This window comes from Terribacillus sp. JSM ZJ617, from assembly GCF_044383785.1.
Lineage (GTDB): Bacteria > Bacillota > Bacilli > Bacillales > Amphibacillaceae > Terribacillus.
In genome coordinates, this window is the sequence record NZ_JBISEQ010000002.1 from 122,721 (window position 1) to 136,223 (window position 13,503).

Sequence of the window (13,503 nt, forward strand, 5' to 3'; positions counted from 1 at the left end):
ACGATGAGGGCTTTTATCTTTTAATTATTTAAGAAACTTAGAACTCGTTTATTAACCTGCACAGGTTTTTCCATCGACAATAGATGACCTACTCCTTTTATTATTTCTACTGTAATATGAGGAGATGAGTTCTTAGCACGATTATAAGCTTCCATAGGATCATACATCACTTCTTTTTCTCCCAGTAACAGTAGAAGTTGAGTTTGAATTTCAGCTAATTCGTCATCCATGAATATATAAGGAAATGCTTGTCTTGCTTGAGTTGCTTTTTGTGTAGGAGCCTCAGTCTTCCACTGCATTCCAGCTATTAATTGTTGTTCTATATGAGAATTAACAGTATGACGGTCATTAAAAATCCATTTTAAAAAGTTTTTAACCCCTACTTCGTTACTAATCAGCCCCATGGCGTAAGTATAGAATTCCCGATTGAAAGGAATGTAAGTAGCAGCTGGACTCATAATAACAGCTTTGTTTACCTTATGAGGGAAAAAGGTCAAGAAATTAACCGTATGTAAAGCTCCATAGGATAAACCTACAATATTTGTCTTATCGATCTGCAGAGATTCTAGCAATTCGTTTAACCAAGTAGCGTAACTTAATCGATCTAAAAATTGTTTTTCTAAAATGCTTTTATTCTTATCTCCTACGATATCAACACAAATGACTCTATATTGCTTACTCCATTCTGCCACATTTGGATACCACATTGTCGAACTCATTTTAGCTCCATGCAAGAGGATTAGGGGTGGAGACATCAGATCTCCACTCTCAATTATATATGTTTTTCCATAAGAAGTTTCTAAAAAATACGAGGAAAATTTTGTTGGCCATAGCGTGTCTAATACTCTATCGTAAGATTGAAAATACATACTTTTGGGATCGTCTGACTTTAAATGATTCATTAGTATTCCTCCATTTGCATAATACTCTTACTCAATTATCAATTCTTGAAATCTTTTTAGGTTATATTCTGGTATTTTACAAGTCAGTTTTAGATTAAGAATATTGTTATATGCTTCTTCTAAATATCCTTCCCTAGCCTCTAAAATAGGTTTTATATGTTCTGGTGGTACACGAAATAAGCTTGCCCACTGAATGAACCTTTCTTTCTTTTTCATAGGAACAGCGATTAACTGGTTAGAAAAAAGATAGTCGTCCATTACTATTTTGTAAGGAAATCCCGCAAACAACTGGATAACAGCCGATATAAACCCATTACGGTCTTTTCCTCCCGTACAATGGATGAGTGCCGGCAAGTTTCTTTGATCTGAAAGTAATATAACTTTTCAAATTTATAGATGTCTTTTCCATCTGGCATAACATTTCTCCCTAAATACTTAAAAGAGAGTTTTGAATAAGGAGGATCACTCTTTTAAGATATTGTTTATTTAGCTTCTTTTGATGGAGAAGCTATAAAAAGACACAATGTAAATGCAATGGTAATTAGAATGAAACCGGACATAAAGGCCTTATTAAGTCCATTCAGCAACGGAGTCATTGCAGAGCCTCCATAAGAGTTTGAATATTTAGTCACCGTGGCAGACATAATCCCTACCATTACTGCGGATCCTAGAGAAGCAAACACTTGTCGAACAGTATTCGTAATTGCAGAGCCGTGACTTATCAAATCATTAGACAGTGCATTTATTCCCGCTGTGGCCAAAGGCATCATGACAAATCCCATACCTAGCATTCTTAATGAATAAAGACAAATAATCCACCAAATAGCAGTATCCTTAGTGAGGAATAAGAATGGAAAAGTTGCTGCAGCTAGAATGAACATGCCAATCATTGAAATTTTTTTAACACCATACTTATCGAATAATTTACCTGATATTGGTGAAATAATCCCCAGCAAAATTGCGCCAGGAAGTAATATCAGACCTGATTGAAGTGCTGACAACTTTTTTAAAGTTTGTGTATAAATAGGTAAGAGAATTTCAAATCCAATCATTGTCATAAAAATAATAGCGACGATAATCGTAGACAACGTAAAAATTTTACTTTTAAATACTCTTAACTCTAAAAAGGGCTGTGTTAGTTTAGATTGTCGATGGGAAAATAAGATTATGATAATAAAGCCAGCTGCGCAAGAGAACCATGTGATTTTATTTTGCCAGCCTATATTACCTGCAACACTAATCCCATAGAGAAGTAAACCTAAACCTAAGCTACTAAGCATAATAGAAAGTACATCAATCTTCGGTTTATTTAAATTAATGACGTTTCTCATATAGAAACATGCAAGCAATATATTAACCATGGTAAGTGGAAGAATTATATAAAATAAGTATCGCCAATTAAAATAATCAACAATCCATCCAGATAAAGTGGGCGCAATAGCGGGTGCAAATGCTATAACAACTCCTACTAACCCCATAGCTTCTCCTCGCCGTTCAACAGGATATACCAAAAACATCAGTGTCTGCATTAAAGGAATCATTAATCCTGATCCAATGGCTTGAATGATGCGTCCTATAAGTAGCATGTTATATGTAGTACTGATTGCACAAATTACAGTTCCTATTGCAAAGCTAAACATTGCTACCATAAATAATTTTTTATTATTTATGGTATTTAACAAGAATGCTGAAGTGGGAATCATTATGCCACTGATCAACATAAATGCAGTGATAAGCCATTGTGCATTAACTGCACTGATGTCTAAATCATCCATTATCTTTGGTAGAGCGGTGACTAATAACGTCTGATTTATAATGGTTAGAAAAGTACCAACCATTATAACCAGTACAAATCCTGCTCGATTAAATTGATTTCCGTAAATGTCAATTGGGTGCGTTCTAATTTTCGTCACTTCTCTTTTCTTCCTCTCACACTAAATTAAACTATAGTATATTTTTATGAACTCTAGTTCAATACCATGATAGAATTGAATAATAAAGATGTCAATATCATTTTTTGGAACGATCAGTTGATGAAACGTCCGTCATTATAATGAATTATCTTCAATTTTAATTAGGAAAGAGTGTGACAGGGTAGAAAGAAGTAGGTAATGTACAACAATATATTCACTGGTGTAAAATGAGATTTTTGATATAGAAGGCGAGAATGAGTAAATGTATGTCACTCAACTGAACAAGCTAACCAAAAAATAAATGGTGGTCAATCATCTTGAATTTTCAGTGGAAAGGGGAGTTTTTTGCTTTTTGGGCGAAAATGGTAATTTATTCCTGAGTGATTTATATGATGCTTTTTTAATCGACCTTAAAGGAGATCTGGTGTCTGAAACAGGGGCGGAAGGAAACTAATTCTACACATGGGAAGGCGCAGATGATTTCGGCTTGAATGCCAACATTACCTTCCAAGGAAACCCTGCTGTCGTACAATCAAAGGCAGAGCTAGGATTAGATGATGAAGCATCAGAAGAGGACAAAAAAGAGACTTAAACAGCTGAAGCTGGAAGGAGCTCTAAAATGTCTAAGGATGAGTTTGGTCAAATTAAGAAGGGCATGACAATTAAGAAGTGACAAATATTGTTAGTGGGGAAGGAGAACCTGCTGTCGTACAATCAAAAGCACAGTTGGGATTAGAATAAAAGAGCTGCCTTTAGTTTAGGCAGCTATAAAAAGACCCTTTTACACAGAAAAGGGTCTTTTCAAATTACTTATCCTTTGTTAAATCATAGCTTGTACTAATTAATTCATGGATTTCTTTCTCAGGAACAGTACCGTCTAATATTATGGAGTTCCAATGCTCTTTATTTAAGTGAAAAGCAGGCACAATAGAATTGTATTCATTTCTGAGTTGTTCATTCATACCAGGTTCGTTTTTTACATTAATCCAGATTCTGTTCTCTCTCTCGAATATCCATGCAAATGTTTTATCATTATCCTTATGTCTGATAAGTGTCCAATTATCATCCCGAAAGGGTTCATCTTCATAAACATCTTTATACTTTTTGCAATAGTTTGTAGCTTCTTGTCTGTTCTTCATAATTAATCAACTCCTCAGTGTGTATATCCAATTCCTTTTATAAAGACCTTCCAAGAAGAAAGAATACTCTCTGAGAGTCGCTCAGATTTTCCACCGTATAGCATCTCCACAAAAAAACCATCCAAGATTATTAAATAGGTCACCACAACGTCCTCATTTTGACCTTTACTACTTACACGTATATACTCAAACTTCCTAACTTCCATACTATTACTCACGGATTATCAGAAAGCAGATATTATCTTACTTGACATGCTCGTATTACGCAATACAAGGACAATATGACAACTCTTTAGATCGGCACTATATGATTTATGTGCTAACTATTAACGCCAAGTATTCATACCACCTCTGACATTAGTTATACTATTGAATCCCATTTTTTTAAGCGCTTTTGCAGCTTGCGAACTTCGCATCCCGCTTTGGCAGATGAAAACCACTTCTTTATTTTGATCTAAGCTCGAAGCTTTACTATTCAATTCATGAAGTGGAATATTCTTGAATTGCTTAATATGGTTTGCTTTGTACTCAGCAGAGGTACGAACATCGATAAACTGTTTATTCTTGTCTTTTAGAATACCTCTTAATTCCGTGGTACCAATTTGTTTAACAGCTTTGTTCGAGAAGTGATTCCTTATAACAAAATAGACAATTAGAGCAATGAGGATGTATATGATAAACTCCAAGGTTCTCTCTCCAATCAATGTTAGATAAATAGATTTACGTTGCCGTCTTCAGCATCACCAAGATATGCAGCAACTCCTGCATACTCAATGTCATCTAACAATTCTTCTTTTTGTAGCCCCAGTAAATCCATTGTCATCGTACAAGCAACGAGTTTGATGTCTTGCTCCTGCGCCATTTCGATGAGCTGCGGAAGGGTCATTGCATTGTGTTTTTTCATTACATTTTTAATCATTTTAGGACCCATTCCAGCCATGTTCATCTTAGAGAGACCCATTTTATCTGCACCTTTAGGCATCATCTTTGCAAACATCTTCTCCAGAAATCCTTTATTGACTGTTACATCTTCCGCTTTACGAAGTGCATTTAATCCCCAAAACGTGTGGAATATTGTAACCTCATGGTCATAAGCTGCAGCACCATTGGCAATTATATATGCTGCCATTGCTTTATCATAATCACCGCTAAATAAAACGATGGTAGTACGTTTCGTTTCTGACATTTTCATTTCTCCTATTCTTTGATACCTGTATAGGTATAATTTTATTATGCTTTTTTAATCCAAAACTTCAATACGCCAGCTTCTTCTGTATCTTGCAGTAACTCATGGCCGCCAGATTTCGCCCATGCGCTGAGATCAGCTTTTGCCCCTTTGTCAGTCGCATGTACTTCCAACACATCTCCTGTATTTAGCTCGTTTATCGCTTTTTTTGTTTTGACTATAGGCATTGGACAAGCTAATCCTTTTGCATTTAACACTTTATTACTTTGCATAATTTTAATTCCTCCATTTTTTCTAATTACCCACAGGGGTATTATTTTCTTTAAAAAAATATCCCAATTACCCATAGGGGTATATTAAAGGGCGTGAGGATGAAAGTCAACCCCACTACTATTAACTTATCGGCTTTTAACTAACAAATTTACTGCTTCCTTCACCAATTCGTCAGCTTCTGTCCCGTTCTCGTTGGCTTCTCGAACACATTCCACCAGGTTAGAGCTCACAATTACACCAATAGTGCGGTCAATCGCAGTTCTTGTAGCGCTCAGCTGTGTAATAACATCCTTGCAGTCTTTATTTTCTTCCATCATTTTTAATATACCGCGTAGCTGTCCCTCGATACGTTTTATTCTATTTTTACTTTGGTTATCATATTTCATAAGGTTTCCTCCTTAAATAAGTTTTAGTATATTGCAATTACAATCGCATTCCGTTAATTTAAAGCCTATTACTTTGTATCCTTTATTTTGCAATGTCCTTATTCCGATATTCTTTTCTACTTTATTAGAAGCGATTACGAAAACTCGATCACCCTGTATTTCGTGCATATATCGTTTAAGGTACGCAACTGGAATTTGAATTGTATCGTCTACATAACTTCCGTAAGATTTATTATAATCGCGTAAGTCTATTTTAACCACTTGATCAATTTGGGAATACAATCTATCGCTACATGGAACATTTAATACAGGAAAATATCTTCTGTAAAGGCTGAAAGAGATAAGCAGCGTGAAGATTAGAAGCGTAGAGATCATTATCACCAATCCTCTTATAGTAATAAAAAACAGAATGTTACTCAACTCAATATATACCCTTGTAGGTATCAAGTCAATATTTTATAAATTCAGCTTATGTTAGGTAAAATAGAAGATAACATTAATAATTATGTATGAAAATAATTACAGATTTCCGTTGTTGACATTATTTTTTTTGTTTGTTAATATACCCTCATGGGTATTTTGTAGATTAACGAATCTCATTCTTAAGTTATTTTTTTTTGCTTTATATTATACCCGTATGGGTATGTGTATGGAGGTGATGAATTCTTACACATTAACAATAAAGGGGGAGCAAAATGAGTACAAAACCAGAAATCGAAGCAATTTTGCCATCAAAAGTGGCGGAGAGTCTAGCAAAGAAAGAGAAACTTCGCATTATTGATGTAAGGGAACACAATGAAGTGGCTCTCGGTAAAATTCCAGGTGCTAAACACATTCCACTAGGAGAGATTCTGACACGCTTAGACGAATTGGATGAAAATAAGGAATACATCATGGTATGCCGCTCAGGAAATCGTAGTGGATTGGCTTCAGAGTGGCTAACAGGTAAAGGGTTCAAAGTGAAGAATATGACCGGTGGCATGAATGACTGGGAAAGTGAAACAGAATAAACCCAAAATGGAGGATGAAAAATGAGTATTAAAACAGATCATGTATTGGATGCGAAAGGACTTGCATGTCCGATGCCAATCGTCAAAACAAAGAAAGCGATGAAAGAGGTCATGCCAGGACAGGTTATCGAGATTCTGGCCACTGATAAAGGTTCACTGGCAGATATTCAAGCTTGGGCAAAAAGCAGCGGTCACCAGTATCTCGGTTCTACAGAAGAAGGAGAGGTATTGAAACACTACCTTCGTAAATCAGGAGATGCAGAATCGAATGAAAGTAAAAACTTTCCACATACCGTTCAAAACGAAGAAATTATTCAGAAACTGGATTCAGGTGAAGACGTTGTAATTTTGGATGTTCGGGAGCCAGCTGAATATACATTCGGACATATACCTGGAGCAGTTTCTATTCCATTAGGAGAACTCGAAAGTCGTATGGATGAAATCAGCAAAGATAAAGAAGTCTATGTTGTTTGTCGTACGGGTAGCCGCAGTGATTTGGCCTCTAAGCAAATGGAGGAAAAAGGATTCAAAAATATCAAGAATGCTGTTCAGGGTATGGTGGAATGGTCTGGTCCTTTAGAAAAGAATCAATAATTAGCCAAATCGAGGGGATTTTTGAGGGACAGAAATTTGATTCATAAAGAAGCGCATAAGCAGCTTCCAAATCCAGTAGGAAATGAACATTTTGAAGAAGGATTTAAGCGGGAAAATGTATATTCCATTCCAGAACTAGTGCAAATGGATCAAGAGTCAGGTCGTGAAAATCATTGTATGCCAAATGACAATGGATGTAATGAGTTTAGATAAAGATCAGTTTATAGAAGGCATTAAAGCTGGGGGAGCAGCGAGCTTTATCCAGTACGCATCAGATGCCAATATCAGTTTGACATTTAAGGAGGAGAAAAAATATGAAATTAATTACTGCCAAAGAAGCAGCAGCCAAGGTATTAAGCAAGGAACCCTTATTTATTTTGGATGTAAGGAACCAAGATGCATTTGGTGATTGGAAAATAGAAGGCTTTCATATTGAACATTTAAACGTGCCGTACTTCGATTTAATTGAAGGTGTGGAAGAAATCGTTGATAAAATTCCAAAAGATAAAGATTTGCTTGTCGTATGTGCCAAACAAGGATCATCAGAAATGGTGGCGGAAATGTTGGATGAAGCCGGTTTTGAAGATGTGCTCGTCTTGCAGGGTGGAATGAGAGCTTGGAGCGAGTATCTTAAACCCGTTAAGATTGGGGTCCTTAGCAACGGTGGATCCATCTATCAGTTTGTCCGTGTTGGTAAAGGCTGTCTTTCGTACTTCATCGAATCTGATGGCGAGGCACTCATCGTTGACAGCTGTCGATCTGTAGATAGTTATATAGATTTCGCCAAAGAGAAAAACATAACAATAAAGCATGTTGTAGATACGCATCTTCATGCTGACCATATTTCCGGAGGACGCCTGTTGCGTGAAAAGACGGGAGCAGTTTATCATTTGCCTCCAAAAGATGCGGAGGAAGTTAAGTTTGCCTATGAGCCGTTAGAAGAAGGTAAAGATTTGCAAGTAGGTGGAGCTACTGTACATGTGCAGTCTATCTACTCTCCAGGTCACACAATCGGAAGTACCAGCTTGATTGTTGACGATAAATACTTGCTGACCGGAGATATCTTGTTTGTAGAATCCATTGGACGTCCGGATCTTGCTGGAAAAGCAGGTGACTGGGCAGATGATTTACGTAATACGCTTTATAACACGTATGAACAACTTAATGATGAGCTTATCGTCCTTCCTGCACACTTCAGTAATACAAGTGAGCTAGGAGATAATGGAGCAGTTCAGGCAAAACTCGGTGATTTATTTGAAAAGAATAATGGTTTAAATATGGATGAAGAAACATTCCGTAAAGCAGTATCAGAAAATCTACCACCTCAGCCGAATGCTTACCAAGAAATTCGTCACACAAATATGGGTAAAATCAGCCCAGAAGCTAACGAGCAAAGTGAAATGGAAATTGGCCCGAACCGCTGTGCCATCCATGGTTAAATCAAGAAAAAAGGAGCTGAGCTTAAATGAATAGCGATAAAGTGTTAGACGCGAAAGGACTGGCTTGTCCAATGCCAATCGTCAAAACAAAAAAAGCGATAAATGAACTAAATACAGGAGATGTGTTGGAAGTACATGCGACTGACAAAGGGGCAAAAGCCGACCTTAGTGCATGGGCGAAATCTGGCGGCCATGACTTATTGCAAGATACAGAAGAAGATGGCGTATTGAAATTTTGGATAAAAAAAGGTTAATCCAGAGGAGGGAGAGTTACTCCCTCTTTTTTAGTAAGAGAGGAGCAGCAGAATGGATTTCACTTTCATTTTGATCCTATTCGTCATAGGGCTGATTGGTTCGCTGCTTTCTGGCATGCTCGGAGTCGGCGGGGCAATCATAAATTACCCCTTGTTATTATATATCCCTGTTTTATTGGGTTTCACAGGTTTCAACGCCTATCAAGTATCCGGTATTGTGGCTGTTCAGGTATTCTTTTCGACACTTTCCGGGATATTTGCTTATCGTAAGGGGAATTACCTGAATAAACATCTCATACTGACAATGGGGATAGCTGTCTTGGTTGGAAGTTTTATTGGGAGCTTTGGTTCACGAATTTTAGCTGAAGAAGGCATAAACCTTGTATATGGAATTTTGGCTATCATCGCATCAATAATGATGTTTGTCCCTAAAAAGGGTAAAGATGATACGGAGCTGTCCGACGTTACATTTTCTACAGGATTGGCAGCAGGACTATCCTTCTTAGTAGGGATAGGAGCAGGTATTGTAGGAGCTGGAGGAGCATTTCTTCTCGTGCCAATCATGTTAGTCGTGCTGAAAATACCTACTCGTATGACAATAGCCACATCCTTGGCTGTTACATTCATTTCTTCTATAGGAGCTGTTGCGGGAAAGCTCTCAACAGGTCAGGTACCGTTGATTCCTTCCCTTGTTATTGTAGTCTCAAGTCTCATTGCTTCACCGATAGGGGCTGCATTAGGAAAGAGGATGAATGTTAAAATGCTTCAGGTAATACTCGCTATGCTGATTATTACTACAACTATTAAAATATGGACGGATATCCTTAGCTAACTTGCACTAGAACTAATTAAGAAGATGAACGTGTTTCATTGTACTGTGGATACTTCTAAGAAGATAGAACAAGCTATTGAATCATTGGAAGAGAATCTGAAAGCAGTTCAATTCGGTTTACTTTGGCAGTTTGACATCAAGGAAAAACTGCCAAGACAAAGGCTTCGCGTTCTACAGTAAAATCAATTAGTGGGTTATTTCCTTCCATGTAAAATAGTTGTGTATAAAGTGATAATGTTACAAAGATAGGCACGCCAAAGCCGACCGCACTAGTGGAATTAACTGAAGATGACAGTGTTAAATATATGCAAAGGAAATTGGAAATCGTTTAATTGGATGTATAATTCAATCAAAATAGATGCTTTTCTTAAAAGCAAAAGTCGAGAGATCTATAGTTTAAAATAACCCCTTACTAAACTCAAGGGGGTTATTTTGTATTCTTATATCGTCCTAAGAGGAGATAAATTTATGGGATCTACCTTCTTACGTACACCGCACCAATAATATGAATCTTCAAATAAATTATTGTCCGCTAAAGTACACTTTTACGGACACTGTCATTCTAATTGAATAATAACTAAAACGGCGTTTGAAAACATGCAAAGATAGTTTTTGAACGTTCTTCATTTTACATACACTTTTACCACACGATATAAAGACAGCATGGGGACTTTCATTGCTAATCTTGTACTGCAGATTCTCTCTTGGATGGCGCAAGAGAAACGTGATCGAATCCGAAAAAGGCAGCGTGAAGGTATAGTTATTGCGTTACAAAATGGTGTGAAATTTGGTAGACCAAGAATAGTAACTACTGAAGAATTTAAGAATCTATACAAGTATATAAACTATGGAAGTCAAGAGAGTTAACGGCAGTTAAAGCAATGAGAGAGCTTGGATTAAAAAACTACCTTTTATAAACTCGTTATAGATTATGAATCTATGGAACAAGTATTATAGAAGAAACTCGTCTCAACAATACTTAAAGAGATTCCTTGAGTAAAAGTAAAGACGATTACTTCTGAGCTAATCGTCTCTACACGATTTAATTGTTTGTGCGAAGCGTCAACAAACGCTTTAGTTTATTATCAATAAAAGTATTATCGGTAGTGTTAATTCCACGCCCGGCGAAATGACCCCATACTGACTTAATAGCATGATATTCAACATTAGATATAAACTTAGCCTCATATTGGTTAGTTTCCGCGGTGCAAGGGATCAGTACTACCTGGCATGATGTAGGTAATCGCTTCAATACTTTTAAGTGCCTCCTCAAACTCTCCATTATAATCTGAGTTTGCACTAATATCTGCATGTTGTCCTGTCCATAACATGGTTAGAACATTGTGAGGATCCATACTCATAAAACTGTTTTCCCAAACTCCCACCGTAAAATCTTCTAAAAAGTTAAAGCCCATCTCACGAAAGAGTTCTTCTTTATAGAAGGTCTGTGATAAGCCCCATCCTGCATAGACACGGCCAACTGCTCGCATGCCTTGAGAAGTCAATTGATTTAATTTAGTAGAATCCGAGCCAACTGAGGCCATGAGCGCAGCCTTAAGTCCATCGAGGACCACGTAAGTTTGTGGCCAAGTCTTCGCATTTCCGCAGAAAGAGGCAATACGATTCACCATATCAGGATAACTTACCCCCCATTGGAAGGATTGAAGACCTCCCATTGACCATCCAACAACAAGATCGATCTTCTGAATGCCGAATTCTTCAGTCACAAGTCTATGCTGTATCTGAACGTTGTCATAGATGGTTACCTGCGGAAAATTAGCTTTATCGAATGGTGCAGGCGTATTACTTGGAGATGAAGATAATCCATTCCCTAGCAGATTAGGAACGATAATGAAATACTTCTGGGGATCTAGTGCCATCCCTTCACCAATTAACCATTCATTGTTAATATGTTGGTCGCCAAAAGCTGTTGGATAAACAATAACATTATCTTTTTTTTCATTCAGTTGTCCATAAGTCTTATAAGCAAGAAAAGCGTCTGGTAATGTCACTCCGGATTGCAAGGCTACATCACCTAAATTAAAGATCTCATAATCTTTCATTAAGTTTTTCCTCCTATCTAAATGAAACACATAATGTATTTCTTGTTATTAAGTATAAAGTTGTGTTACCTTCAGTAAAAGTGAACAAATTTGAAGGTAGTCTTCAATATTATTGAAGACTAAAGGGGAATTATAAATGGAATTGCGCCAACTGACTACGTTTCGTACAGTTGCAACAACTCTAAATTTCAGTAGAGCCGCTGAAGCACTAAATTACGTGCCCTCCAACGTCACGATGCAAATAAAAGCATTAGAGGAAGAGCTAAATGTTCGTCTCTTTGATCGCTTAGGAAAGCAGCTAGTCCTCACAACTGCTGGTAAACGATTTTTAACTCATGTCCAGGACGTTCTAAACAAATTAGACGAAGCTCGTAGTAGCGTCATTCATGACAATGAAGTTCTAAGTGGTACTCTAACAATCAGTGCCAATGAGGTTGTTTGCGCCTATCGACTTCCAGATGTTTTTAAACTATTTCGTTCACGGTATCCAGGCGTTCGTCTTATCTTTCAATCTGTCCCAAATCTACAGCTCAAACAATCACTTTTTGAGGGAACCTCGGATGTCGTTTTTATACTTGACGAGCTTATTCAATCAGCGGGACTTGCAGTAGAACCAATGACCAAAGAAACTTTTCGCCTTTTCGCCGCTTCAGATCATCCACTTGCGAGACAAAATGTATTACAGTTTGATGATTTTCATGAAGAAGTGTTCCTAATTAATGAGAAAGGTTGTCCCTATCGAACCATGTTTGAGCGGACATTTAAGAGAAGTGACATTGATAGCATTTCATCTTTAGAATTTCAAAGTGCCGAAGCTATTAAACAATGTGCAATTTCGGGAATAGGTATTGCCTTTCTTCCTGAGATAGTAACTGAAGCAGAAGTTAACCGTGGCGAACTTGTGGTTCTTCCATGGCCTATTCAAGACTTAAATGTATATACACAGATCTCGTGGCATAAAGATAAGTGGCTTTCACCGATCATAGTAGCTTTTATAGAAACAGTAAAGGAAGTTATGAGAATAGAGGAGTTCTGTTAAATTAATTACCCAGGACAGAGCGATATACGCTATACTTGATTGGATAAAAACCAGATCTTTTTCTATACTAAATTTCATAATAACGGGATAAGCCCTTAAACTAGCGTTTTCATTATCTAAACACTAATTTAGGTTTTTTTGCGGGTAGGATTAACATTGAAGATACAATACTACTTATAGTTGTAATATTTTTATGTGCCTGTACACTGATTGAAAAGCATCTATCAAATAGAGCAGTTATCTAACAGGATAATCTAACCGATGAATATGTAGCTGATTTAGTAGATGTGATGGAGGGATATACTATCTTAATTACTAATGCAGCCACATTAGAACTCATAAAGAAACTCTCAACCATACCTCAATAGATTCTAATGAAGAATATTTAGTAAGGTTCCTAGCATTTCGCCCAGGATGCATTTGGTACATATGTTGCAGGCAATTTTTATTATAAGATAATAAAATAAGGAAGT

15 protein-coding genes and 2 pseudogenes are annotated in these 13,503 nt (G+C 36.9%); 8 read left to right on the plus strand and 9 right to left on the minus strand.

From position 1 onward, the window contains the following. Window positions 1-20: 20 nt before the first annotated feature. From ACH6C1_RS06850 to ACH6C1_RS06885, 8 genes are all read right to left on the minus strand, one after another. Entirely contained in the window at window positions 21-902 is an 882-nt protein-coding gene (locus ACH6C1_RS06850; RefSeq protein ID WP_374075837.1) for an alpha/beta fold hydrolase, read from the minus strand. Window positions 903-929: 27 nt separating this feature from the next. Continuing rightward, on the minus strand, window positions 930-1,256 hold the full coding sequence (locus ACH6C1_RS06855) for a tyrosine-protein phosphatase (protein WP_374075839.1): 327 nt from the start codon (window positions 1,254-1,256) through the stop codon (window positions 930-932). Window positions 1,257-1,384: 128 nt separating this feature from the next. Then, entirely contained in the window at window positions 1,385-2,815 is a 1,431-nt protein-coding gene (locus ACH6C1_RS06860; RefSeq protein ID WP_374075841.1) for an MDR family MFS transporter, read from the minus strand. An 806-nt stretch (window positions 2,816-3,621) separates the two neighbouring features. Then, window positions 3,622-3,954, minus strand: a complete 333-nt coding sequence (locus tag ACH6C1_RS06865; protein ID WP_374075844.1) for an MmcQ/YjbR family DNA-binding protein — start codon at window positions 3,952-3,954, stop codon at window positions 3,622-3,624. 326 nt (window positions 3,955-4,280) lie between these two features. Beyond that, window positions 4,281-4,640 (minus strand): rhodanese-like domain-containing protein, encoded by a 360-nt coding sequence (locus ACH6C1_RS06870; protein ID WP_374075847.1) that lies wholly within the window; start codon window positions 4,638-4,640, stop codon window positions 4,281-4,283. Window positions 4,641-4,660: 20 nt separating this feature from the next. Further along, complete coding sequence (locus ACH6C1_RS06875; protein WP_374075850.1) at window positions 4,661-5,140, minus strand: DsrE/DsrF/DrsH-like family protein; 480 nt, start codon at window positions 5,138-5,140, stop codon at window positions 4,661-4,663. Between the two features lie 44 nt (window positions 5,141-5,184). Beyond that, complete coding sequence (locus tag ACH6C1_RS06880) at window positions 5,185-5,412, minus strand: sulfurtransferase TusA family protein (RefSeq protein ID WP_374075853.1); 228 nt, start codon at window positions 5,410-5,412, stop codon at window positions 5,185-5,187. A gap of 126 nt (window positions 5,413-5,538) precedes the next feature. Beyond that, the gene (locus ACH6C1_RS06885) at window positions 5,539-5,799 is read right to left on the minus strand and encodes a metal-sensitive transcriptional regulator (RefSeq protein WP_374075856.1); all 261 of its coding nucleotides are present in this window, start codon (window positions 5,797-5,799) and stop codon (window positions 5,539-5,541) included. 695 nt (window positions 5,800-6,494) lie between these two features. On the opposite strand from ACH6C1_RS06885, the gene ACH6C1_RS06890 reads away from it, so the two are divergent. The 7 genes and pseudogenes from ACH6C1_RS06890 to ACH6C1_RS06920 all read left to right on the plus strand — a co-directional run bounded on the left by ACH6C1_RS06890 (window position 6,495) and on the right by ACH6C1_RS06920 (window position 10,108). Further along, a complete protein-coding gene (locus ACH6C1_RS06890; RefSeq protein ID WP_374075858.1) occupies window positions 6,495-6,809 on the plus strand; it encodes a rhodanese-like domain-containing protein in 315 nt (104 codons plus the stop codon). A gap of 21 nt (window positions 6,810-6,830) precedes the next feature. After that, complete coding sequence (locus ACH6C1_RS06895) at window positions 6,831-7,403, plus strand: sulfurtransferase TusA family protein (protein ID WP_374075860.1); 573 nt, start codon at window positions 6,831-6,833, stop codon at window positions 7,401-7,403. Between the two features lie 33 nt (window positions 7,404-7,436). Then, window positions 7,437-7,701: pseudogene (locus ACH6C1_RS06900) on the plus strand (DsrE/DsrF/DrsH-like family protein); the annotation flags it as partial. Window positions 7,702-7,717: 16 nt separating this feature from the next. Then, window positions 7,718-8,842 carry an MBL fold metallo-hydrolase gene (locus ACH6C1_RS06905; RefSeq protein WP_374075862.1) on the plus strand — a complete coding sequence of 375 codons (1,125 nt, stop codon included), beginning with the start codon at window positions 7,718-7,720 and terminating at the stop codon, window positions 8,840-8,842. Between the two features lie 26 nt (window positions 8,843-8,868). Then, window positions 8,869-9,096 (plus strand): sulfurtransferase TusA family protein, encoded by a 228-nt coding sequence (locus tag ACH6C1_RS06910; RefSeq protein WP_374075864.1) that lies wholly within the window; start codon window positions 8,869-8,871, stop codon window positions 9,094-9,096. A gap of 52 nt (window positions 9,097-9,148) precedes the next feature. Next, window positions 9,149-9,928, plus strand: coding sequence for a sulfite exporter TauE/SafE family protein (locus ACH6C1_RS06915; RefSeq protein ID WP_374075866.1), 780 nt, complete (start codon window positions 9,149-9,151; stop codon window positions 9,926-9,928). 30 nt (window positions 9,929-9,958) lie between these two features. Continuing rightward, complete coding sequence (locus tag ACH6C1_RS06920) at window positions 9,959-10,108, plus strand: hypothetical protein (protein WP_374075868.1); 150 nt, start codon at window positions 9,959-9,961, stop codon at window positions 10,106-10,108. Between the two features lie 862 nt (window positions 10,109-10,970). Here ACH6C1_RS06920 and ACH6C1_RS06925 read toward each other — a convergent pair. Beyond that, window positions 10,971-11,991, minus strand: a pseudogene (locus tag ACH6C1_RS06925) (alpha/beta fold hydrolase). A gap of 136 nt (window positions 11,992-12,127) precedes the next feature. Here ACH6C1_RS06925 and ACH6C1_RS06930 point away from each other — a divergent pair. Next, complete coding sequence (locus ACH6C1_RS06930; protein ID WP_374075870.1) at window positions 12,128-13,030, plus strand: LysR family transcriptional regulator; 903 nt, start codon at window positions 12,128-12,130, stop codon at window positions 13,028-13,030. Window positions 13,031-13,503: the final 473 nt, after the last annotated feature.

Bases quoted from the DNA above. Each gene is read 5' to 3' on its own strand.
- ACH6C1_RS06910 (WP_374075864.1), top strand. From the start codon at position 8,869: ATGAATAGCGATAAAGTGTTAGACGCGAAAGGACTGGCTTGTCCAATG.
- ACH6C1_RS06915 (WP_374075866.1), top strand. From the start codon at position 9,149: ATGGATTTCACTTTCATTTTGATCCTATTCGTCATAGGGCTGATTGGT.
- ACH6C1_RS06875 (WP_374075850.1), bottom strand. From the start codon at position 5,140: ATGTCAGAAACGAAACGTACTACCATCGTTTTATTTAGCGGTGATTAT.
- ACH6C1_RS06865 (WP_374075844.1), bottom strand. From the start codon at position 3,954: ATGAAGAACAGACAAGAAGCTACAAACTATTGCAAAAAGTATAAAGAT.
- ACH6C1_RS06930 (WP_374075870.1), top strand. From the start codon at position 12,128: ATGGAATTGCGCCAACTGACTACGTTTCGTACAGTTGCAACAACTCTA.
- ACH6C1_RS06895 (WP_374075860.1), top strand. From the start codon at position 6,831: ATGAGTATTAAAACAGATCATGTATTGGATGCGAAAGGACTTGCATGT.
- ACH6C1_RS06885 (WP_374075856.1), bottom strand. From the start codon at position 5,799: ATGAAATATGATAACCAAAGTAAAAATAGAATAAAACGTATCGAGGGA.
- ACH6C1_RS06880 (WP_374075853.1), bottom strand. From the start codon at position 5,412: ATGCAAAGTAATAAAGTGTTAAATGCAAAAGGATTAGCTTGTCCAATG.
- ACH6C1_RS06905 (WP_374075862.1), top strand. From the start codon at position 7,718: ATGAAATTAATTACTGCCAAAGAAGCAGCAGCCAAGGTATTAAGCAAG.
- ACH6C1_RS06890 (WP_374075858.1), top strand. From the start codon at position 6,495: ATGAGTACAAAACCAGAAATCGAAGCAATTTTGCCATCAAAAGTGGCG.
- ACH6C1_RS06850 (WP_374075837.1), bottom strand. From the start codon at position 902: ATGAATCATTTAAAGTCAGACGATCCCAAAAGTATGTATTTTCAATCT.